We start from the raw sequence: 21,453 nt of genomic DNA, 5'->3' as shown, positions 1-21,453 counted from the left end.
CAGCATGGTCCCATGTCGCTCATCTCAGACGTCGTGCGGTCGACCTTCACGACCAAGTGCTCGGTGTGCGGTGCAGTCATCCTGAAGCGCGATGCGCTCGACCACGAGGGCCAGGCGTTCTGCTCGGTCCTGCACGAGGCCGAGTTCATCGTCGCCACGCTCGACTGACGCCACCCCGCTCTCCGGCCGAGTCCCCGTAGGATCGGTCGGTGCCCGATCGCCTCCTCGCGGTGTTCCCTGCCTACCGCGACAACCCGTACCTCAACCTCATGCTGCTGGCCCCACGGGCACGCGGCTGGAACGTCCTCGAGAGCCTGCGTCTGGAGCAGCTCGAGCAGCACCTCGGCCGGCTCGGTACCGGCGACGTCTTCCACATGCACTGGACGTCCCCGATCGTGCAGCGACACGACGACGACCTCGACGAAGCGCAGGCGCGGCTCGATCGCTTCCGCGCCGCCGTCGACGCGGCGCGCACGCGCGGAGCACGTCTCGTCTGGACCATCCACAACGTCCTCCCCCACGATGCACGGCACCTCGAGCTCGAACTCGACCTGAACCGCTACCTGGCCGGCGCCGCAGACGTCGTCCACGTGATGAACCGGGACACACCCACGGCCGTGTCCTCGTACTACGAGCTCGACCCGGAAAAGGTCGTGCACCTCCCGCACCCGAGCTACCAGGGCGTCTACCCGGACTCGGTGTCGCGCGAGGAAGCGCGCGCGTCGCTCGGACTCACGGACCGCGACCACGCCGTCCTCGCCTTCGGCCAGATGCGCCCGTACAAGGGCATCGACGTCCTGGTCGAAGCCGTGCGTCGGACGAAGCCGTCCGAGCGGCCAGTGCTCCTGCTGGCCGGCCGGACCACGTCCGACGACCGTGACTACATCGACCGGCTGCTCGGCGACGACGTGCGTGCAGTGCGCGAGCACGATCAGGTCGAGGACATCGACGTCCAGCGGTGGTTCCGAGCGGCAGACACTGCGGTGTTCCCCTACCGGCGGGTGCTCAACTCCGGGGTCCTGCACCTCGCCGCGTCGTTCGGCGTGCCGTCGGTCCTGCCGGACGAGCCGCACCTGCGTGCCGAGTTCGGCGACGAGGCGTGGGTCAGGTGGTTCGACGCCGGCGATGCCGTGGAGTCCTTGCGCGTGACGCTGGCGGCGCCTGCCGCGGGTGCTGCCGAGGCCGCGGAGTTCAGCCGGCGGCTGGCGCCGTTCGCATCGTCGCGGCGGTACACGGCGTTGCTCGACGCCGTTCAGGGGTAGTGGCGCGGCCCCACGTCGGGACCCAGGGGCCGACTGCCGCGGGGCAGTCGGCTCAGAACAGGAAGCGCTTCGCCGGGGTCGCCCGCAGGACGAGCGCGACGAGGAGCGGCACGAAGTACGCGATGAGGAACGTCCACTTCGACGACGGCAGGCCGAGACGCTCCGTGATCGCCAGTGACAGCGTGTGCGTCAGGATCATCGGGATCGCGCAGGCGGCGACGGCGAAGACCACGGTCCGGCCCCAGCGCGGGATCCAGCGTTCCGTCCCCTCAGCGACCAGGAGCATGCCACACGAGATCGCCGCCGCCATCAGCACGCTGAGCACCGGCGTCCCGAGGTTGCCGGCCTTCATGTTGAGCGTGTCGAGGGCTCCCGACCAACCGAGCCACCACGACGGGACGAGCAGGACCAGCCCCGTGACGATCGGGCGGTCGATCGTGGCACGGAAACGACGGAGGAGCATCCCGACGAGCATGAACGCGAGCGCGGGCATCGCCATGCCCGCCGACTCCGGGATGTGCGCGATGGCGAAGCGGTCACCGATGCACCAGGCGATGCCGACGCCTGCAACGAACCAGGGCAGGACCGGGTGGACGCGTTCGAGCCACCGCATCAGCACTGCGGCGACGAAGAGACAGGTGACGAACCAGAACGCCGAGTACGGCCGCGAGATCCAGTCGCCGCCGAGGGGCAGCAGGGTGAGTGTCCTGGTGTCCAACGGATCGCCCAGCGCAGCACGGAACGCGAACCAGATCAGGGTCACGAGGACGAGCCAGCTGAGGTACGGGACCAAGAGGGTGCGCGCACGCCGTCCGAGTTCGTCGGAGGCTGAACGACCGGACTTCCAGAGGTACCCGGTCAGGACGAAGAAGACCGGGACGTGCCACGTGTAGAGACCCGCCTGGGCGAAGTGCCGCTGGTCCCAGGTGTGCCCGGCGACGATCGCGACGACGCCCACCACCCGGACGAGGTCGACCGCGACCGAACGGTCCGATCGGCTCCGGCGCGTCGCGAGGTGTTCCGGGACGGCCGGCGTCGAGAGCATGCTTCATCGTACCGATCGACAGAGACCGGGCCGGCCGCAGCGTCAGCGGCGGTCGTCCTGTGCGGCGGACGTCCCCACGGCGAGGATGATGCTCCGGAACGCCTCGCCGAGCTGCCGGTACTCGGCGGCGCCCGCCGGGTGTGTGCCGTCGGTGCTCACTCCGGCCGCCCACGAGGACCCGGACCGGGCGAACGTCCACGGATCCGCCCACGTCCACCCTTCGTCGGCGACGAACTGCTGCAGCGCCGTCCGGTAGGTGGCCGCTGCTCCCGGCCGCCACCTGTACGGCGGCAGGTCCGCCACGATGACCTTGCGGGCGCCGACCGTCTCGACGATCCGCTCGTACGCCGAGCGCTCCTCGTCGAGCGACTTCCCGAGGCGGACGGCGTTCGTGCCCGCCAGGATCACCAGCACGTCGACGTCGCCGACCGGTCTGACGGCTGCTGCCATGGCGTCCGGGGTCGCGCCGGCCCGTGCCCATCCACCGGCGTACTCGATGCCGTCGCCCTGTGCGTACGTCATCCAGCTCTCGTCGTCCAGGCCGTTGCCGAGGAAACCCGATCGTCCCGCGCTCAGGGAGTCCCCGACCACGGCGACACGCAGGTCGTGCTCGGGCGCGACCTCGGCTGCTCGGAGAGCGTTCGGTTCGACGGTCACCACGGGGACCGCGACGGCGACTGCAAGCGCAACGGCAGCCATCAGGTATCGAGAGCGACGCACGAACGACATTCTCTCGCACCAGCGGTCCCCGACGGCACGTGCGGGTACCCCCAGATCAGCCGACGACGCTGAGCGGCTGGGTGCGGTCCAGAGCGGTCGCGAGCCACGGACCGAGCGAAGCGCTGTAGGTGTTGGACAGGTGGGACCCGTCGAAGTAGACGGAGACGCCGCCGATCGCCGAGTAACAGCGACCGTCGTGACAGAACTGCGACTCGACCGGGACCCAGCGCACGACGTCCCCGTAGCCTTCGTCCACGAGCAGACGCTGTGGCAGCGAGGTCGACGGCGGCAGAGCGTGTGCGACGTCGTTCGTGCACGACCGACCCGATGCAAGGCACGACGGGCCGATCACCTTGTCCTCGAGGGTCTGTCCGGTGAGCGGCACGTGCTGCAGCATCGTCACCGGCAGCCCAGCATCCCGAACGCCGTCGATGAGCTCGGAGTAGCCGTCCGCTTGGGCCGAGTCCGTCCCCGCGAAACGGTAGTTCGCCCAGAGGTCAGCGAGCACGACGCGATCGGCACGTGGGACCAGGGTCTTCATCACCCAGTCGTTCCGCGCCGCGCACCACCCGCGTTGATCGGCCGGGATCACGTCCCCGTAGGTCGTGCCGGTCGGGGCTTCCATGCTCGACGGGCACCGGTTCCGCGCCGCGACGATCACCTTCACGTGGTCGAGTTTCCCCGCGATGTCGAAGGCACTCGACCAGGCGCCAGCGTGCGAGTCTCCCCAGAGCAAGAGGGTCTCGGATGCGTCGGGGTCACCGTAGGTGCAGTACTTCTCGGTGTTCTCCGTGACGTCGTCGATGCAGTCGTCCTTCCAGACGAGCGGCTTGTCCGACAGTGGCGCTGGAACGTCGGCCACGTCGATGTCGCCCCACGGGTCAGCGCACGACCGGTCGCCGATCGCACCTGCGCCGAGGCACGTCTGCCCTCCGGTGACCTGCGCGAGGAGTCGGTCGTCCGCAGCGTCCATCTGGGCGTTCGCCACCCCCACCGTGCCGAAGCACCCGGCGACCAACACGAGGAGGGTCGCACCGCCGGCGACGAAGCTGCGTCGACGTCGCTTCGTGAGGACCGCACTCCGACGGACCGGGTTCTCGACGTACCGGTGGGAAGCCCACGCCAGGACGACCGTGGCGCACAGGATGGCGAGCTTCAACCGCAGGCCGAGGTCCACGCCGAGCCACTGCGGAACGAGGATGATGAGGGGCCAGTGCCAGAGGTACGCGGAGTACGAGACGTCGCCGAGCCAGCGCACCGGTCCGAACGAAGCGAGGAACCCGAACGACCACGGTTCCGCTGCGGGTGCGCGTCCGGCGATCACGACCGCAGCGCCGACCGTCGGCAGCACCGCAGCGATGCCGGGGAACGGCGTGGCCTCGGAGTAGAGCAGTGCGGCGGCCGCGATGGCGGCCAGCCCCACCCACGGCGCCCAGAGCCGTGTGCGCGCGCCGGGCAGGGGCACGAACGCGACGAGTGCCCCGACCGCGAACTGCCAGGCCCGAGCGGTGGTGTCGAAGAACGCCGCATCCGGGTTGGTCGCGGTGTGCAGGAGCCCCCAGCAGAAGCTCACGATGCCGACCGCGCCGATCACGACGACGATCCAGGTTGCACGACGACGTGCGAGGAGGGCGATCGCGGCCAGCAGGACGAGCGGCCAGACGATGTAGAACTGCTCCTCGACCGAGAGCGACCAGAAGTGCTGCACCGCGGAGGGGACGGCATCGGCGTCGAGGTAGCTGATCGACTGGGCGGCGAGAAACCAGTTCTCGGAGAACAACGACGCGGCGAGCACGTTCGAGCCCGTCGCCGACCATGTCGAGGCCGGCAGCAGGAGCACCGTGAACACCAGGACCGCGACCAGCACGACGACTGCGGCGGGCGCCAGCCGTCGGATCCGGCGTGCGTAGAACCCGATGAGCATCGGGACCGGCCGTTCGCGCTCGGCAGCCTTCAGGATGTGCCCGGTGATCAGGAAGCCGGAGATGACGAAGAAGACGTCGACGCCCACGTACCCGCCGGTGATCCGGTTCGGCCAGAGGTGGTACAGGATCACCAGGGCGATGGCGACCGCTCGGATCCCCTGGATGTCGGCTCGGAATCCTCGCTGGGGCCCATCGGACCCGTCCTTCGCACGACGCACCCGGCGATGCTACCGGAGCGGCGCTCAGGTCCGTGAACGGCGCAGTCGCTCCGCGGCCGACCGGACCCGGCTGAGCACCGATCGGGGCGCCCGGTGATCGACCAGGAAACGCCAGCCGTCGCGCCGATTGCTCAGTGGTTGCAGCACGTGGCGCGCGTCGAGCGGAGGCAACGGCATCCGCGCGGTCACGACCGGGACTTCGACGTCGATGGTGGACAGCCGGAACCCGGCGGTGACCGTCCAACGCCCCGCTGCGTCGGGACCCCCGTCGGCGGGGATCCGCCCCAGCCATCGGGGACCTGCCCCATCGAGGTCGACCGTGCGGACCTGATCGCCCGAACGCAGCACCAGCCGCATGGACGATGAGAGGGACGGTGACGGCGCCGGCCCCTCGACACGGAGCGCGTCGACGCTGGGCGTGACCTGGTCGACGACCACCGGAGCGTGGTGCCGCAACAGCGAGATGAGGCGGACAGCCTCGGGATCAGCAGACAGCACAGCTCGACGGGTCGCCCCGAGGAGTTCGGATCCGCCGGGGCCCGTCGGAGCGCGCCGGACGACACGCTCAGCAGCGGCGACGAGCGGTGCGAGGCCCGGGGCATCGATCCGGTCCGCCGCGTGCAGCAGGGCGGTCAGGAGACCGTCATCGACCAGCGCCGGCTGGTCGAGGCCAGCGGGTGCCACGGAGTCGAGCAGGACCGCAGTGGCCGACACCCATTCCCGGAGGAACCGTTCGGGCTCTGACTCCCGAGCACGCATCGCAGCGGCGAAGTCGGACGCGGCATCAGGCTGCCCGGCCCAGAGCAGGGCGAAGAAGCACCGGCGCTCGGCGGCGACGTCGTCGAGGACCGCTGCGTCCAACTCGTCGAGCAGGCGGTCGAGGGACTGCTCGACACCGCCCGGCATCGGCGAGCCGGACGGGACCGATGCGAAGTACCGGTCGAGGTGCACCCAGCCGTCCGCGTCGAGGACCAGCAGTGACTGCTGTCGGACGACCGCCGGGGATGCCGCACGCACGAGTGTCGCGCACGCCGTCTCCTCACGCAGGTAGTCGAGCAGGGCGGCCTCATCCACCTGGTTCGACATCGATCCGCCAGCTCCCCCGGCGCGCTCGCGGTAGAGGTACACGCACGTCGTGATGACGTCGATCGCACGCGCCTCCACGACCGACCGTGTCATCGGCTCGATGTCATCGGCGTGGCCGACGTTCGGGAACCCCAGCGCAGCCCGCTCCCAGAACGACCGTCGGAAGAGCCGGTTCCAGCACGCTCTACCGGTCAGGAGCGCTGGGGTCTCGGCGAGGGTCGTCCCCTGCACCGCGTGGTCGAATGCGTGCCAGCGGGCGGTGGGACTCCAGGTGCGTGTCGGCGAGAACTTGAGGTGGTCGCCGATCACCAGATCTGACCCGGACGCCTCGAGCGACCCGACCATCGCTCGGTACGCGCCCGGCGGGACGAGGTCGTCCGCATCGGCGAACACGAGGTACTCCCCCCGGGCTGCTGCCGCTCCGGTGTTCCGCGCGGCCGCACCGCCGGGGGCGTCCGATCGGAGGCGCTGGACGCGCGCGTCACGAGCACGGAAGGTGTCGATGATCGCGGCCGACCCGTCGGACGAACGATCGTCCACGACCAGCACCTCCATCGCCTCGACGTCCTGGTCGAGCACGCTGTCGAGGAGTTCGCCGATCCACGGCGCCGCGTCGTGCACCGGGATGACGACCGAGAGGAGCGGACCTGGCACGTTCTCGACACTCCTCGTCTGCGGTCCCCCGTTCGGTGGATACCGCCCGGAGCCGAGACAGTCTACCGTCGAGCGGAGATCAGGTCAGGGGGTCGGGATGTCTTCTCGTTGGATCACTCGTTTCGCCGTCGTCGGCGCGATCGCGGTGTCGTCGGTGCTCGTGGTGGCACCGGCTCAGGCTGCGGCGAAGCCCGCGCAGGTCACCGGAGTGGCCAAGGCCACACAGGACTGGGCCGGTAAGAGCGTCAAGATGACCTGGAAGGCGGTCCCGAAGGCGACCGCCTACGTCCTCAAGTGGTCGACGCGGTCGGATCTCGGCAGCCCGGTCTACAAGGACTCGACCACCGTCGGAGCATGGATGACGAAGCTCCAGCCCGACAAGACGTACTACGTGACGGTCGCGGCGAAGACCGGCACGACGGCCGGCGCCTGGGCGAAGACGGTCACGACGAAGCTCCAACCGAACGCCGTGGCGAACTTCGGCACGATCACGGCGAAGCCCGCGACGAACGGCGTCACGGTGTCGATCCCCGAGGTCGCCAACGCGAGCGACTACCAAGTGCGATGGTCAGCGGGTCCCAACGAGAACCGGACCCCTGACCGGTGGACGCCGCACTTCACGCCGTGGTCGTCGGCGTTCGACCCTGCCACCCGCACGTGGACCCTGCCGGGATCCGACAGCGACCTGACCTCGGTCGCGTACGGGAACCCGATCTACGTCCGCGCGATGGCGCGCAACACCTACTTCAACTCGACCTTCGTCCGGAAGTCTGCGCAGGTGAGCGCCTGGCCCACGCCCACGAAGCCGAACGCTTCCGGCACGCCCGTGCACCTCGCCAGCTACAACGTCCTGTGCTCCGGCTGCGAGACGAGCGGCACTCCCGGTTGGGCCAAGCGTGCGCCAGCGATCGCCAAGGTGATCAACGACAAGGCCCCCGACGTGCTCACCGTCCTCGAGGCCAGTGGTCTCTCGAACGGTGCCGGGTCCGAGCAGGCCTACCTGGATCTCGATCGACGCCTCCCGAACCTGCAGCTGGTCGACACCGCCCCGATGACCGTCAGCAAGTCCCACCAGGGCAACCGGATCTACTACGACCCGGCGAAGTACACGGTCCTCGACCACGGTGTCCTCGCCGGCATCAAGGACTACGAGGTCTCCCCTGCCTCGGCGGCGCCGGACACGAACACCCCCTGGGCGGAGTTGCAGGCCAAGGACGGCAGCGGGACCACCTTCTACGTCGTCGCCGCGCACTACGGCATCCCGTCGAGCGCGTACAGCACGCCGCGGAAGACGCTCCTCGGTCAGAACTCCACGCAACTCCTGACGGCGCTCAACCGGGTCAACACCCCGAACGCCGCGGGCAAGCGGCTTCCCGTCCTGCTCGGCGGCGACCTCAACGACAGCCGGTACCCGGAAGACGCGATCGACGGCGCGCAGCCCACGTTGATCCGAGGGGGCTTCTACGACGCCTCGGCATCACAGCACCGCTACGGAACTGCCAAGACGACGTACAACAACTACCAGGCGCCGTCGAAGCAAGCCGATGACCCGAACAAGGACGGTCAGCGGATCGACTACATCCTGACCCAGGGGCTGCAGGGCAGTGACGAGTTCGTCAACAACTGGAACCCCGGGACGTCTGTGATCCCCTCCGACCACAACATGATCGAGGCGAAGGTCCGCGTGCCGGCAACGCGCTGATCGATGGAACACGACCTCGCACCATAGGGTTGGCGCATGGGCATCTTCGGGCGATCGCCGGTCATCACTACTGATTGGCGCAAGGTCGCCAAGACATTGTCGAAATCTCTCGCCGGTGTGCACGGCAGGGTTGCGTTCGTGGCTGATGATGACGACCATCCAGCGCTTGTGTGGCTCGTCCACGAGTTCCCGTCCGTGGTGGTGATCGGACCGAACCACACAGAACGGCCGGGCCTCCGAAGCATTCCCGCCACCAAACTCGAGGACGAGACCGGCGCCATCGTGACGCTTGGGAGCGTCCAGGCCGTCATCGACGTTCGATCTCGAACCGATGCGGAGCGATCGCTCCGTTGGCAGTGGCTGTACTACCACGTTCGCCAGGGCGGCCTGTATGTCGCGGAACATGCTCCGTCAGCGCCCCGGTGGTGGGGTACTGAAGGTTTCCTCGCCGAGAGGAATCGGTCTTCAGCGGGATTCGAAGAGCTGTCGCAGTCCATCGGTACGGCGAGCGAACTCGAAGGAGTGGTGTTCTTGACGAAGACGAGACAGCACCTCTTCAAGGTCAAGGACGAGAACGCGAACACGATAATTCCTGCTCGTCTGCCGCTCGCACGCATGTCCGTGCTTGAGACTCGGCACGGCGGCAGGTTCGAGGGCGCGACGACGGTCGTCGAGCGCGGCGCCGCTCCTCGGCTTCCTCCGCAGCAGTGGAACTACCACCATTCGTACGTCAGAAAGGTGTCGGGAGGCGTGACGATCCATCGAGACGGCCTCACGGTGATTAACGACACGGTCATCCCATCGTCGTTCAGACATGCCCGCGCTCGGAGCGTCTCGAACCCCCAGCTCGTGAGCTTCAACCAAGAATTCGGCCGCGTTCGTGAGGAACGACCGGTGCGCCCGCTGGCGGGGTCGTTCTACGACCTCAGCTCGACCATGACCGGGCACTTCGGGCACACCCTCACCGAAACGGTCAGCAAGTTGTGGGGATGGGACAGTGCGAAGAAAGCCGACCCTGAGCTCCGCGCGATCTACCGAATCCCCGACGAAAGTTACTCGCCGACGGTCGAGCGGGCCCTCTTCAACGCCTACGGCATCGAGGATGCGGACATCGAATGGGTACACGACGACGTCCAGGTTCAGCAGTACGTGTGGAGTTCGTACCTCTGGCAGAACCTCAGTCGTTATCATTTCCACCCGTTGATCAAGAAGACCTGGGCGCGCCTCCGCGAAGGTTTGGTCACCGCGCAGCCCGAGAGACGGCGCATCTTCGTCTCCCGGAAAAACGCACCCACGAACCGAGCCTGTGTCAACCTCGAAGCGGTGGAGGCACGCTTCGCTGCACGCGGATTCGAGATCGTCTACCCCGAGACCCTCCCGTTCGTTGAACAGGCAAACCTTTTCGGAAACGCCGCGGTCGTTGCGGGCTTCGCGGGATCGGGGATGTTCTCGATGCTATTCGCTCCGCGTCTCGACGGAGTCCTCGTGCTCTCCCACGATTCGTACACTGCGCGCAACGAATTCCTCTACGCGACGGCACTTGCGGACGAAGTCCACTACCTCTGGTCGAGAGCGAAGCTGCAGCACGGGGACGACTTCTCGACAGCGGCCTTCCACTCCGCCTGGGAATTCGACTTTGAGGCGCACGGAGCGGACCTCGATCGGAGTATCGCCCGGATGCACGAGCTCGCAGACCGTCAGTCCGTCTGACGCTGTCGTTCCAAAGCCCGCATCGCTTCGTACACACGCCGACTCGACCCGCGGTCCCGCGTTGCGGCGAATGCGGAGGCCGCGCGCCCGGCAAATGGTTCCTGCACGTTGAAGCCGCGACCGGCGACGTCTTCGACGATGTCGATCAACTGGGATTCGTCGTTGACCACGGGGCCGAAACCGTCCCGCTCGTAATCGAAGTACCCCTCGCGTCTCGGGTTCTTCCCTCCCCAGAACTCCGCTTTGTCGAACTGGTAGTAGGCCAACGGGACATCGATGAAGGCTGCATCGAATGCGATCGACGAATAGTCCGTGATAACGAACGCCGCGCTCGCTAGCACCTCTTGGATGTCGTCCACTCCGAAGTCAAGCACTTCGACTCTCGAGGGCAGGTCGAACTCCTCGAGGTACGGACGCATGTGCGGGTGGGGCATCAACGCAACGCGCTTCCCGCTCGCAGACGCGATACGTGCTAATCGATCGGAGTTGACCAAGGAAGAGTAACGACGTGCGTACTCGGTGTCGCTGAAACTGTCGATCCTGGCTCTCTCGTTAGCGCCCCCGACACGGTCCCCCACGAGGTATTGCCGCCAGGTCGGGATGATAACGATTCGTTCGATCTCTTCAGCACGCTCGCGCTTTCGCGACAGCTCATCGTGGCGCGGGAGGCCCGTCAGCTTGGTCTCTTTGTCGGAGAATTTGTACGGACCCGGACCGGCAATCGAGGCATGTTCCGGAGCGGTCGTCGTGACGAACAGGTGCGGGTCCTTGCCGTTCAACCAGCGAGAGAGATCATCTTGGATGACCCCGTGCTGCAGGAACGTGAAGAAGTACCGCGGTTGACCGTAGCGTCGGCGGTCAATGGGGTGCGTGACGTAGTAGTCAGCATGGGATGACGCGAAGTGGTCGGCACTCAACAGCAGCTGCTTCCAGCGGCGCGACCCGTGAGCAACTAGACGGAATCCTTCAGCACGGAGCCGCGACCACGCCGGACTCGTCCGCTCGAGGATGAACCAGGAGTTGACGTCTGGCTGTTCGTTCGCGAGGTACCGGTAGAGGTGCTCTGCGTTGTCATTGGCATGGTCGTTCTTGTCCATTAACGCCCAGGCGTGGGCAAAGCGCCGACGGACCCACGGGAGACGGAGCGATGACGCCATCAGCCAATTGTCAAACTTCCACGACGACCACTTTCGCTTGCGCGCCCATGCACCGAGGCTCCGTCGGAGGTACCGCGGGTACGAGATATCCGCAGGCGCGTAGCGGTCTCGGACGCGCCGCCGCTGCTCCTGCACCACCTGGCTCACGACCGCCGGTGTGAGGCCCTCGCTCGTCGGTTGCTGCTCCCAGCGACCGATGGACCGGAGGACACCATCGAGGCGGACCTGCACGTGCCGGCTCCGAGACACCCAGAGGAACCGCTTGCGCATAACGATCCGACCGTAGAACTCGAAGTCCTGGACCGTCTCGTGTTCGGGCGCTCGCACTCGGTCATCGACTACGATCTGTTCGTCAGGAAGGTCTCCCGTGAACCAGTACTCCAGCTTGACCTGCTGGTGGACCTCGTCGACTTCGGTCAGGCGGACGTAATGCGATCGGTACGGCTGCTCCGCGTCGTACCCGTGCAGCAACGCCATGCGGATCGCGTACTGGACGCCGATGAAGTCGAAACTCCGGATGGCATCCGACGCGATTAGCGAAAGGATCTCCCGGACCAGCTCGTGGAATTCCGGGAACACGTGAGCCGGTGCTGACGCACTCAACGAGTGGATGGCCAGCTGCGCTTTGAACATCCAGAACAGCTCGTACAGGACTGTGTTCTCGAGCCAACGAGGCACTTCGCCGAGGGCGCGCGCTTGCGTGAGCAGATCCAGGTAGCCGAACCGGAGGATGTTGGTGTACTTGCCCTCGTCTGTGAAGCTCGACCCCAAGAGCGACGAGTCATCCTCGCGAGTGCGGTAGTGGTACTTCGCGGACGCCATGAGGCCGAGGAGATGCGTGTGCGACGTTAGCAAGTAACGTCCGATCAGGTGCCCATCCTCGAAGTGCGGCCGCACACGACCGTCGAACTCGATGTTCCGGTCGAGCAAGATCTCACGGAGGAAGAATGCCGAGTTCACGCTCAGTTGGAAAATGGGCTCCACCGCGAGGTCAACGATCCGCGAACCCGACTTGAACTTCGCTCGGTGGGGGTGGTTGTCGACCAGAGTACCGTCCGGAAAGAGTCGCATCTGGTGTGCGGCGAGCAGCGCTAGGCCCTCGTGGTCGCCGTGGATGTCGACGTACTTCGCGACCTCGGCGAAGTAGTCAGCGTCGAGAGCATCGTCGGGGTCGATGAACGTCACCCACCTGCCGCGCGCCAGCCGCAAGCCAACATTCCGCGCCGCCGCGACCCACTGGTTCTCCTGCGTGACCACGACGACTTCCTCGCCGCGGGTCGCGGCCCATTCACGGAGGCGAACGAGCGTGTCATCAGTCGAACCGTCGTCGACGAAGACGAGCTGTACCCGACTCATGTCAAACGTCTGCGCCTCAAACGATGTAAAGAGGTCGTCCAAGTAGCGACCAACGTTGAAGGCCGCGATGACACCCGTGAACATGTAACGGGCATCATCGGCGTGATGATCTGTCGACAGGCGTTCACTCATTGTCCTGGCTCACTTTGCTTTCGAGCGGCTTCGCGACCCGCCGATCGGTGTCGAGTCTTCGCATGGCGTCAAACACTCGCTGACTGTTCTGCTCATCGCGCGTGATGAAGGAGGCAGCGGCTCGCGCTGCGAAACGACTCTCCGACCGGAACCCGGATTCCGCGACCACCCGAAGTGAATTGATCACCTCGTCTGCGCGGAACGCGACACGGCCGAAGCCGTCGCGACCATAGTCGAAGTACCCTCGTCGGCCAACGTGCGTCCCATCGAAGAAAGTTTCAGCATCGAACTGGAAGTAGATGAGCGGCATGTCGAGGAATGCAGCCTCGAACGCGATGGAGGAATAGTCCGTGATCATGGCGGAACCGCGCGCGAGCACCTCCTGGACGTTCGCCTCGGCGTATCCGACGACCTCGATCTCATCAGGCAGATCGAAGTCCTCGAGGTAGGGCTCAAGGTTCGGGTGCGGCATGAAGACGATTCGCTTCCCCTCGCGGGTAGCTAGTGCGCGGAGCTCAGAGGAAGACAACAGGTCGATCCAACTCTTCGCGTAGTCGCTTTCGAAGAACTCTGGGTTCTTCGCTCGCTCGTTCGAGCCACGCGACTGTCGGCCGGAGAGCCGCTTCCGCCACGTCGGCATGATGAGGATCGAGTCTCGATCCGATTCCGGAACGGATTGCCGCTTCCGGAGGAGCTCATCGTGGCGAGGGAAGCCGGTGAGTAGCACCTCACGATCCGAGAACGAGTACGGTCCGGGCCCGGCGATCGCGTCGCGCTCCTGAGGAGTGACGACGACGAGGAGATCCACCGGCTTCGGATTGATCCAACGCGAGATGTCGTAGTTCGTGACGCCGTGCTGCAACCACGTGAACCGGTACTTCGGCGGCCCATATCGTCTCGGGTCGAGTGGCTGGACGACGTAAGCATCGATGTGCGAAGAAGCGACGTGCGAAGCGTGAAGGAGGAGTGCACGCCAGGTCGGCGTGCCATGCGCGATGAGGCGGAAACCCTCCGCCGCGAGCCGCGCCCAATCGGGAGACGCCTTCGTGAGCACGAACCACGCGTTGATCTCCGGATGGTGCCTGCGAACCCAGCGGTAAAGGTGCTCCGCGTTGTCGTTCGCTTGGTTGTCGCGATCCATAAACACCCATGCGTTCGCGAACCGGGTGCGCAGTGTGCGCGTTCGTGCGCGGAACGCCAAAGCGACGTCAGCCCGGTGCTTCTTCTCCAGCGAGGCCGACAAAGTGCGTCGCAGCGTCGACAGCGCCCATCTTGTGGCCGGCCGGTCGAGGCCGTCCCAAGCGGGGAGAAAGCGCGCACGCTGGTCCATGATCAATGGGTGCAGCTGGCGTGCGGTGAGTTCGAGCTCGGGCTCGACAACGGCGTCGGTGCCAAACGCCATCTGCACCCCGTCGAGCACGACCTTCGACCGGATGCCCCGAGCCAGCCAGACGTGCCTCTGGCGCAGAACGGCTCGGCCGTAGAACACATAGTCCTGGGTCGTCGCGTGGAGCGGAAGCGCGTCACGCTCGTCGACGATCCAGCGTTCGGACGGCTCATCTCCGGTGAACCAGTACGAAACCCGGATCTGTTGCGTTCGTTCGTCGACTCGCGTCAGTCGCACGTACCGTGGCCGCTGGGCTTTCCCGGTATAGCCGATCAGCACGGCTTGCCGGACCGCCGCCTCGACGCCCATCAAGTCGAAGGTCCGGACCGCTTCGTCGCTGATGAGAGCACGAAGTTGGGTGACGAGTTCGTGGAAGCGATCGAAGACGTGCGGCGGCGCCAACGCTGTCCGCGACTCGATCGCGCGTTCATTCTTGAAATACCAGAACAGGTCGTACAAGAGCGTGTTCTCGAGCCACCGCGGGAGCGGCCCTTCCGATGCTGCTGTCTCTGCGAGGTCGAGCAGGCCGTATTCAACAACGTCGGTGTACTTGCCGGGCTTGTCGTGGTGCGACTCCATCAATGACGTTCCGTCGCCGCGGACCCGGTAGTGGTACTTCGCGGACGCGAGGACTCCAAGGTGATGTGCTCCGGTCAGCAGCAGGTACTTGCCGATGAAGTGAGCGTCCTCGAAAACCGGTCGGACCCGGCCATCGAACTCGAGCGCGTGCGAACGGATTGCCATGACCCGGAAGAAGCTCGAATTCACCGCCAGTTGGATGAAGGGCTCCAAGTGAAGATCGATCACCCGTGATCCCTTGGCGAACTTCCTCCGGAGCGGGTGGGTGTTCCGGAGCGCGCCCGATGCGAGGAGCCGCATCTGATGGGTCGCCAAGAGATTCACCGTCCCGTGCCCGTGGACGTCGACGAACTTGTCCACCTCGGAGAAGTAACGGTCGTCGAAGACGTCATCCGGATCGGCGAACGTCACCCATTCGGCGTCCACGAATTGCATCCCGGTGTTCCGAGCTGCAGCCACCCATGCGTTCTCCTGCTTGATCACGGTGACGTGACTCGCGCGATCTGCGGCCCAAGCACTCAGGATGGCGTAGCTGTCGTCCGTCGAGCCATCATCGACGAACACCAGCTGGACCTGCTCGATCGGGAGCGTCTGACGTTCCAGCGACTGCAACAAGTCGGGGAGGAATCGCGCGACGTTGTAGGTCGCGAAGACGGCTGCGAAACGGAAATGCGGTGCGCTGGACATTGGTCGTTCCGGATTCTTGGTTCGGAGCTGCGGGTCGCTGCTCATCACACGGTTGCGTCGTAGGCCTTGATGACCGTTTCGGGGTCGCCGATCTGCTTCAGCTCACCGCTGTCGAGCCACGCAACCTCGTCGCACATGGACTTGACCGTGCTCATCGAGTGCGACACGAGGATGACCGTGCGGCCCTCGTCTTTCATCTCCTTGAACTTCGTCCGGCAGCGGTTCTGGAACGTCGAGTCACCGACGGCGAGCACCTCGTCCACGACGAGCACGTCCGGGGTGACCGCGACCGCGACGGAGAACCCGAGTCGGACGTACATGCCCGACGAGTAGTTCTTCACCGGCTGGTCGATGAAGTGACCGACGCCGGAGAACGAAACGATGTCGTCGAACTTCCGCGTGACCTCCTTGCGGCTCATCCCGAGGATCGAGCCGTTCAGGAACACGTTCTCGCGACCGGAGAGCTCCGGGTGGAACCCAGAACCGACCTCGAGCAGCGACGCCTGCTTGCCGCGGGCGGTGATCGAGCCCTCTTCGGGCCAGAGGATCTTCGCCAGGCACTTCAGCAGCGTGGACTTTCCCGAGCCGTTCTTGCCGATGAGCCCGAAGGTCTTGCCCTGCGGTACCTCGAACGACACGTCCTTCAGTGCCCAGAAGTCCTCGTGCACGGACTTCTTGCCGCGCATGACCATGCTCTTCAGCGAGTCGTTGCGCTCGCTGTACATGCGGAATCGTTTCGACACGTGGTCGACGGTGACGGCAGCATCGCTCACAGCAGTTCAGCCAGCTTCTTCTCGTTGCGGGAGAACACGAAGTAGCCGAGTGCGAGCGACACGCATCCTGCGAGGGCGCACGCGACCAGGTCGGTCCAGTTCGGGAGACGGTTGTCGTACATGAGGTTCCGGAAGACCTCGGAGAACCGCTCGATCGGGTTGAGCTTGTAGACGTGGATGATCCACGGGTGTCCGGCCTTGTTCGCGGCGTCCTCGACGAGCGACAGCGGGTAGATGATCGGCGACAGGTACATCCACATCTGCAGGCCGATGCCGACGAGGTGCTGCATGTCGCGGAAGTGCACGTTGATGATCGACAGGATCAGCCCGAGGCCGGCGGCGAACATGGCGAGGAACACCATCGTCAGCGCGATCAGCGGCAGGTAGATCCAGAAGTTCGACCCCGCGATGGCGAGGGCGATCAACAGCACACCCATCTCGACGAGCCAGGTGAACCCGAACGACCCGACGGCCGCGAGCGGCAGCGTCATGCGCGGGAAGTAGACCTTCTTGATCAGCGACCCGTTGGCAACGATCGAGGTCATCCCGGAGTTGATGACGTTGCGCGCGAAGATCCACGGCAGCAGGCCGCACATGAGCCACAGCGGGTAGATGTTCAGTCCGCTGGGGTCACCGACCTCGAGACGCGCCCGGAAGATGAACGAGTACACGATCGTGTAGATCAGCATCGTCGCGAGCGGGTTGATCAGGGACCACAGCTGCCCGAAGACCGTGCGGCGGTACTTGCCCTTGACCTCGCGCGCAGTGAGGTTCATCAGCAACTCGCGCGACGACATGAGCTCGTTCAGGTACGTCATGCTTCGGGTGCAGGCTCCTCCGGGGCGCAACGGAGCGCTCCTCACAGGGATTCGGGGACGAGACATTCTCGCACACTGGTTGCACAACGCACGTTCGACGCGGTGACTCGCGCGCGGTGAGTGGCCAGAGAGCAAACGCTTGGAAAATCATTAGTAGAGTTGATGGGTGATCGTCAGCTTCGCCAACCACTCGACGGCGCCCGTCAACCTCGGCGGCGCGGAGCGGTCCCTCCTCCGGTTCGTCGAGGACTGGCTGGCGATCGACCCGACGATGACCCCGACCTTCGTCACGAAGGCACCGAAGGGCAAGTTCATCGAGGCGCTCGACGACCGCGGCTGGTCCTACGACGCCCTGCGGTTCCGAGGGTGGGCGCTCCCGAGCCCGCAGCCGGCTCCGGCCGCGGAACGCGCGGCGTTCGCCACCGTCGACTACGCCGCGGTGAACGCGATCATCCGTCTGTACGAGCGGCAGCGCCCGGACTTGGTGGTCACGAACACCCTCGTCGCACCGTGGGCGTCGTTCGCCGCCGCGGTCCTCGGGATCCCGCAGGCGTGGTTCGTCCGTGAGTACGGCGACCTCGACCACGGGCTGCAGTTCCAGACCGGGCGCGCGGGTGCCCTCGGCGACATCGGCCTGCTGTCCGGCGCCGTCGTCACCAACTCCGAGGCGATGCGCGAGCACCTGGCGCAGTACATCTCCGCCGACAAGCTGTCCGTCGCGTACCCGACGGTCGACACCGAGCGACTCCTGGCCACGAAGGACGAGAAGCCGGCGGTCGCACCGTTCCCGCAGGCCGAGCCCGGACTCCGGATCACGGTCCTCGGGCGTGTCGAGGAGTCGAAGGGGCAGCACCGGGTCGTGGACGCCCTCGGCGCGCTGCACGAACGTGGCGTCGCCGCGAGCGTGTGCTTCGTCGGCAGCTGGAAGCACCCCGGCGAGGACCAGCGCCTGACCGAGCGCGCCCGCGCGCTCGGCGTCGCCGACCGTGTCGTGTTCGCGGGCGAGCAGCACATGCCCGCTCCGTTCATCCAGGCGGCGGACGTCTGCATCACACCGTCGACGATCGAGGCCTTCGGCCGCACGACGGCCGAGTACATGACCCTGGGCAAGGCGGTCGTCGCGACCCGCCAGGGCGGGAGCGCGGAGCTGGTCGACGACGGTGTCACCGGCGTGCTCGTGGACGCCGACGACGTCTCGGCCCTCGCGGACGCGCTCGCGTCGTACGCGGCCGACCCGGACACGGCCAGGAGGCACGGTGCGGCTGCTCCGGACCGGCTCGCCTCGGTCACGGGCGCAGGCCACGACAACGCTGCGGCCATCGCACGCCTCGTCGCGCTGGCCGGCACCGAGGGCTACCGGCTCCCCCAGGCCGCGCGGTACTGGTTCGAGCTCCCGGGCGCGTACGCGTCGCTCGGTGCCACGAGTGCGCGCGCCGCGCTCGGCCTGCTCGCGAACCGGGTGCGCGCCCGCTCCGGAACGGTCGGCCGACTGCTCGCCCGACCGGGTGTGGTCGCGCGGAAGCTGGTGCGACGATGAGCCGCGACCGACGTCCGGTGACGATCGTCGTCCCGATCTACGACGACCTCCCGGGCCTCGAGCGCTGCATCCAGGCGCTGCTGGAGACCGTCGACTTCTCGGTCGACCGGGTCCTGCTGGCCAACGACGTCGGGCCCCACGTCGACACGATCGAAGCCCGCGTCCTCGAGCTCGTCGGCGAGCACGCCGGTTTCGAGTACACCCGCAACCCGCGCAACCTCGGGTTCGTCGGCAACTGCAACCGCGCCGTCCTCGAGCTCGACCGGACCGGCAACGACGTCCTGCTGCTCAACAGCGACACGGTGCCGATGCCCGGGTTCCTCGACGAGATGACCGCGGTGCTGGCGTCCGACGACGCGATCGGCGTCGTGTGTGCGCGGAGCGACAACGCGACCATCGCGTCGTTCCCGTACGCCCGGCGCAACCCGCGTGCGACGCTGCCGCCGCGCCGGACGCGCGAGCTGCACGGCCGCACGAAGTACCTGCTCCCCCGCTCGACCGTGTCGCCGGTGGCGATGGGGTTCTGCTTCCTGATCCGGCGCGAGATGGTCGACCGCTTCGGCCTGTTCGACGAGGTGTTCTCCCCCGGCTACGGCGAGGAGAACGACTTCTGCCTGCGCATCAACGAGCACGGTTTCACGTCGGTGCTGGCGAACCGTGCGCTCGTCCTGCACACGGGTTCGACGAGCTTCAGCGGTGACCGCGGTCCGTCGCTCCGGCTGGAGCACGAGCGCGTCCTGCTCGAGCGGTACCCGTTCTACGCCGGCGCCGTCGCCCTGTTCCTCGCCCGCTACCGCGACGCCGTCGACGTGTTCGCCGACGCGTTCCTGCCCGACGACGACGTGGTCCGCGTCGCACTGCACGTGCCGGCGGACCTGACGAACGAAGTCGTCGCTCGAGTCCTCAACACCCTCGAAGCCGCTCCGGACGACGTGGTCGTGACGGTCATCGTCGCGAAGTCGCAGATCCGGACCGCGCGGCAGGCGTTCCCCGGGGCAGCCATCGCCGTGGGCGGTCGCCCGCGGCAGATCTTCGACGTCGCGATCGCCCTCGGCACCCTGACGACGTTCGCGCAGCTCTCGGCGCTCAACGCGAACGCCCCCCGCTGGATCCTCGTCGACCCGGTGTCGCAGGACGTGCGCTGGTCGCACGCCGTCGCGAACCACCGTGCCTCGGCGATCGACCGCATCCTGCGCCGCTTCGAGAACCAGAGCACGTCCTGGCGTGGCGGCGAGGGGCTCGTCGAGCTGATCCGGATGGCGGCCGCCACCGAGATCGACCCGGCATCGCTCCGTGCCCGGTGGCACGCCGTCTCCGACATCGCCGAGGCGACGGGCCTGCTCGTCCACCGGGCGACCGTGTCGCTCCGCCGGCTCACCGCGCTGAGCTTCGGGGCGCGCAACCCCCGCGTCGTCGCGCGGATCCGCGCGATCACCGGGCGAGGCGCCTGACACGACGCACCTGCTGACGGGAGGCCCGTGGCAGCCCCGCCACGGGCCTCCCGTCAGACGGCGACCACATCGACCACCGGACGGTTGCGTGCGACGCACGTCGCGTCCCACGCGCCCAGCTGGTGGAGCGTCGCGATGCGGAACACGAGCGCCCGGACCAGCAGCTGACGCCACTCCGGCTCGTCGTCGCCGAGCGCGTCGAGCCGACCAACCGGGACCCCGTGCCAGCACACCGCGTCGACGGCCGCGATCGCGGTGCCGAACCCCGCCGGACGCCAGTACGGCGGCCAGTCGATGATCGTCGGTGGCTGCCCGTCGGCGAACAGCACGTTGCCGAGCAGGTCCCCGTGGACCAGCTGCGACGGTGCTCGGACCGGGCGGAACGCCGCGGCGAGCCGGTCGAGGGTCGGGTCCGAGGGCAGCGGTTCCTCGCCCCACGCCATCCGGTCGGCACGTGCCCACGGGTCGGTGCCGGCGCTGGCTGCGCTGACGGCGCCGGGATCCGTGCCGAGGAACGCGGGCCGCTCGACGTCTGCGATCGCGCGGTGGAAGGCACGACCCGCCCGGATCACGTCCTCGACGCGGGACTCGTCGGCCGCGCCGGGCACGAACTCCCACGCCTCCCAGTCCCCCGACCGCCAGCTGCCGTCGCGGGTGGGCACGGGGCGGGGTGTGCGGAACTCGGCCGGGTGCTCGGACTCCGCTGCGCGCTCGAGTTCCGACAGGACGCCGGCACGCCAGTCGGTCACCGCAGCGCCGTCGTGGGGCCGGAGGACGATGCCCCCGGCACGCCAGGTCAGCCCGCGCCCACCCGCGAGCGGCACGGGCGTGGACCCGGCGACCCCGAAGGCACGCAGCGCCTCGGCGCCGGGAACGCTCCCGCCGGCTCCGGTCACGCGGTCCGCAACACCTTCGCCATCGGACGGCCCTTCGCGACCTCGTCGACGAGCTTGTCGAGGTACCGGATCTGACGCATGAGCGGGTCGTCGATCTCCTCGATCCGGACGCCGCAGATCACGCCAGTGATGAGCGGCGCGTTCGGGTGCAGCTGCGCGGCGGCGAAGAAGTCCTCGAACGTGGTCTCGTCCGCCAGGTGCCGTGCGAGCGCTGCGTCGTCGAACCCGGTCAGCCACGTGATGACGGCGTCGAGCTCGCCCTTCGTGTGGCCCTTCCGCTCCACCTTCGCCAGGTAGTGCGGGTAGACCCCCGCGAAGGGCGTCCCGAAGATCCGGTGTCCGGCCACGGTCACGCCCC

16 protein-coding genes are annotated in these 21,453 nt (G+C 67.1%); 6 read left to right on the top strand and 10 right to left on the bottom strand.

The window, feature by feature from the left end:
• The first annotated feature begins 12 nt into the window (after positions 1-12).
• Both EDF53_RS19235 and EDF53_RS04660 read left to right on the top strand, forming a co-directional pair.
• Complete coding sequence (locus EDF53_RS19235) at positions 13-168, top strand: hypothetical protein (RefSeq protein ID WP_165918845.1); 156 nt, start codon at positions 13-15, stop codon at positions 166-168.
• 41 nt (positions 169-209) lie between these two features.
• Positions 210-1,262 carry a glycosyltransferase gene (locus EDF53_RS04660; RefSeq protein ID WP_123292483.1) on the top strand — a complete coding sequence of 351 codons (1,053 nt, stop codon included), beginning with the start codon at positions 210-212 and terminating at the stop codon, positions 1,260-1,262.
• Positions 1,263-1,314: 52 nt separating this feature from the next.
• Here EDF53_RS04660 and EDF53_RS04655 read toward each other — a convergent pair whose 3' ends face one another.
• From EDF53_RS04655 to EDF53_RS04640, 4 genes are read right to left on the bottom strand one after another with little or no spacing between them, the layout of a single operon-like run.
• Positions 1,315-2,307 (bottom strand): acyltransferase family protein, encoded by a 993-nt coding sequence (locus EDF53_RS04655; protein WP_123292482.1) that lies wholly within the window; start codon positions 2,305-2,307, stop codon positions 1,315-1,317.
• Between the two features lie 42 nt (positions 2,308-2,349).
• Positions 2,350-3,027 carry an SGNH/GDSL hydrolase family protein gene (locus EDF53_RS04650; protein WP_185020946.1) on the bottom strand — a complete coding sequence of 226 codons (678 nt, stop codon included), beginning with the start codon at positions 3,025-3,027 and terminating at the stop codon, positions 2,350-2,352.
• A 55-nt stretch (positions 3,028-3,082) separates the two neighbouring features.
• Positions 3,083-5,170 carry an acyltransferase family protein gene (locus tag EDF53_RS04645; protein WP_123292480.1) on the bottom strand — a complete coding sequence of 696 codons (2,088 nt, stop codon included), beginning with the start codon at positions 5,168-5,170 and terminating at the stop codon, positions 3,083-3,085.
• Between the two features lie 24 nt (positions 5,171-5,194).
• Positions 5,195-6,910, bottom strand: a complete 1,716-nt coding sequence (locus EDF53_RS04640) for a glycosyltransferase family 2 protein (RefSeq protein ID WP_123292479.1) — start codon at positions 6,908-6,910, stop codon at positions 5,195-5,197.
• A 97-nt stretch (positions 6,911-7,007) separates the two neighbouring features.
• Between EDF53_RS04640 and EDF53_RS04635 the strand changes: the two genes are divergently transcribed.
• Together EDF53_RS04635 and EDF53_RS04630 are read left to right on the top strand one after the other, a co-directional pair.
• Entirely contained in the window at positions 7,008-8,612 is a 1,605-nt protein-coding gene (locus EDF53_RS04635; RefSeq protein WP_123292478.1) for a hypothetical protein, read from the top strand.
• Positions 8,613-8,648: 36 nt separating this feature from the next.
• On the top strand, positions 8,649-10,322 hold the full coding sequence (locus EDF53_RS04630; RefSeq protein ID WP_123292477.1) for a DUF563 domain-containing protein: 1,674 nt from the start codon (positions 8,649-8,651) through the stop codon (positions 10,320-10,322).
• On the opposite strand, the gene EDF53_RS04625 is transcribed toward EDF53_RS04630, so the two are convergent.
• Genes EDF53_RS04625 through EDF53_RS04610 form a run of 4 tightly spaced genes read right to left on the bottom strand, consistent with a single transcriptional unit; the run spans position 10,310 to position 17,211 of the window.
• A complete protein-coding gene (locus tag EDF53_RS04625) occupies positions 10,310-12,967 on the bottom strand; it encodes a CDP-glycerol glycerophosphotransferase family protein (RefSeq protein WP_123292476.1) in 2,658 nt (885 codons plus the stop codon). The two genes, EDF53_RS04630 and EDF53_RS04625, sit on opposite strands and share 13 nt — an antisense overlap.
• Positions 12,960-15,665 carry a CDP-glycerol glycerophosphotransferase family protein gene (locus EDF53_RS04620; protein WP_123292475.1) on the bottom strand — a complete coding sequence of 902 codons (2,706 nt, stop codon included), beginning with the start codon at positions 15,663-15,665 and terminating at the stop codon, positions 12,960-12,962. The genes EDF53_RS04625 and EDF53_RS04620 overlap by 8 nt, the downstream gene beginning before the upstream one ends.
• Positions 15,665-16,345, bottom strand: coding sequence for an ABC transporter ATP-binding protein (locus EDF53_RS04615; RefSeq protein ID WP_123292836.1), 681 nt, complete (start codon positions 16,343-16,345; stop codon positions 15,665-15,667). Before EDF53_RS04615 ends, EDF53_RS04620 begins: the two co-directional genes overlap by 1 nt.
• A gap of 44 nt (positions 16,346-16,389) precedes the next feature.
• The gene (locus EDF53_RS04610; protein WP_123292474.1) at positions 16,390-17,211 is read right to left on the bottom strand and encodes an ABC transporter permease; all 822 of its coding nucleotides are present in this window, start codon (positions 17,209-17,211) and stop codon (positions 16,390-16,392) included.
• Positions 17,212-17,377: 166 nt separating this feature from the next.
• Here EDF53_RS04610 and EDF53_RS04605 point away from each other — a divergent pair, with 166 nt between their 5' ends.
• Together EDF53_RS04605 and EDF53_RS04600 are read left to right on the top strand one after the other, a co-directional pair.
• A complete protein-coding gene (locus EDF53_RS04605) occupies positions 17,378-18,748 on the top strand; it encodes a glycosyltransferase family 4 protein (RefSeq protein WP_123292473.1) in 1,371 nt (456 codons plus the stop codon).
• A gap of 17 nt (positions 18,749-18,765) precedes the next feature.
• A complete protein-coding gene (locus EDF53_RS04600) occupies positions 18,766-20,199 on the top strand; it encodes a glycosyltransferase family 2 protein (protein ID WP_185020945.1) in 1,434 nt (477 codons plus the stop codon).
• A 53-nt stretch (positions 20,200-20,252) separates the two neighbouring features.
• Here EDF53_RS04600 and EDF53_RS04595 read toward each other — a convergent pair whose 3' ends face one another.
• Together EDF53_RS04595 and EDF53_RS04590 are read right to left on the bottom strand one after the other, a co-directional pair.
• On the bottom strand, positions 20,253-21,095 hold the full coding sequence (locus EDF53_RS04595; protein WP_260215210.1) for a hypothetical protein: 843 nt from the start codon (positions 21,093-21,095) through the stop codon (positions 20,253-20,255).
• Complete coding sequence (locus EDF53_RS04590; protein WP_123292834.1) at positions 21,092-21,442, bottom strand: DUF2200 domain-containing protein; 351 nt, start codon at positions 21,440-21,442, stop codon at positions 21,092-21,094. The genes EDF53_RS04595 and EDF53_RS04590 overlap by 4 nt, the downstream gene beginning before the upstream one ends.
• Positions 21,443-21,453 lie beyond the last annotated feature (11 nt).

The organism is Curtobacterium sp. PhB78, assembly GCF_003751685.1.
GTDB lineage: Bacteria > Actinomycetota > Actinomycetes > Actinomycetales > Microbacteriaceae > Curtobacterium.
The sequence above is the reverse complement of the archived record's forward strand: the minus strand, read 5'-3'. Positions and strand labels throughout refer to the sequence as shown.

Excerpts from the sequence above, each read along its gene's own strand:
- EDF53_RS19235 (WP_165918845.1), top strand. The coding sequence starts at position 13 with ATGTCGCTCATCTCAGACGTCGTGCGGTCGACCTTCACGACCAAGTGC.
- EDF53_RS04655 (WP_123292482.1), bottom strand. The coding sequence starts at position 2,307 with ATGCTCTCGACGCCGGCCGTCCCGGAACACCTCGCGACGCGCCGGAGC.
- EDF53_RS04635 (WP_123292478.1), top strand. The coding sequence starts at position 7,008 with ATGTCTTCTCGTTGGATCACTCGTTTCGCCGTCGTCGGCGCGATCGCG.
- EDF53_RS04630 (WP_123292477.1), top strand. The coding sequence starts at position 8,649 with ATGGGCATCTTCGGGCGATCGCCGGTCATCACTACTGATTGGCGCAAG.
- EDF53_RS04625 (WP_123292476.1), bottom strand. The coding sequence starts at position 12,967 with ATGAGTGAACGCCTGTCGACAGATCATCACGCCGATGATGCCCGTTAC.
- EDF53_RS04620 (WP_123292475.1), bottom strand. The coding sequence starts at position 15,665 with ATGAGCAGCGACCCGCAGCTCCGAACCAAGAATCCGGAACGACCAATG.
- EDF53_RS04615 (WP_123292836.1), bottom strand. The coding sequence starts at position 16,345 with ATGTACAGCGAGCGCAACGACTCGCTGAAGAGCATGGTCATGCGCGGC.
- EDF53_RS04610 (WP_123292474.1), bottom strand. The coding sequence starts at position 17,211 with ATGACGTACCTGAACGAGCTCATGTCGTCGCGCGAGTTGCTGATGAAC.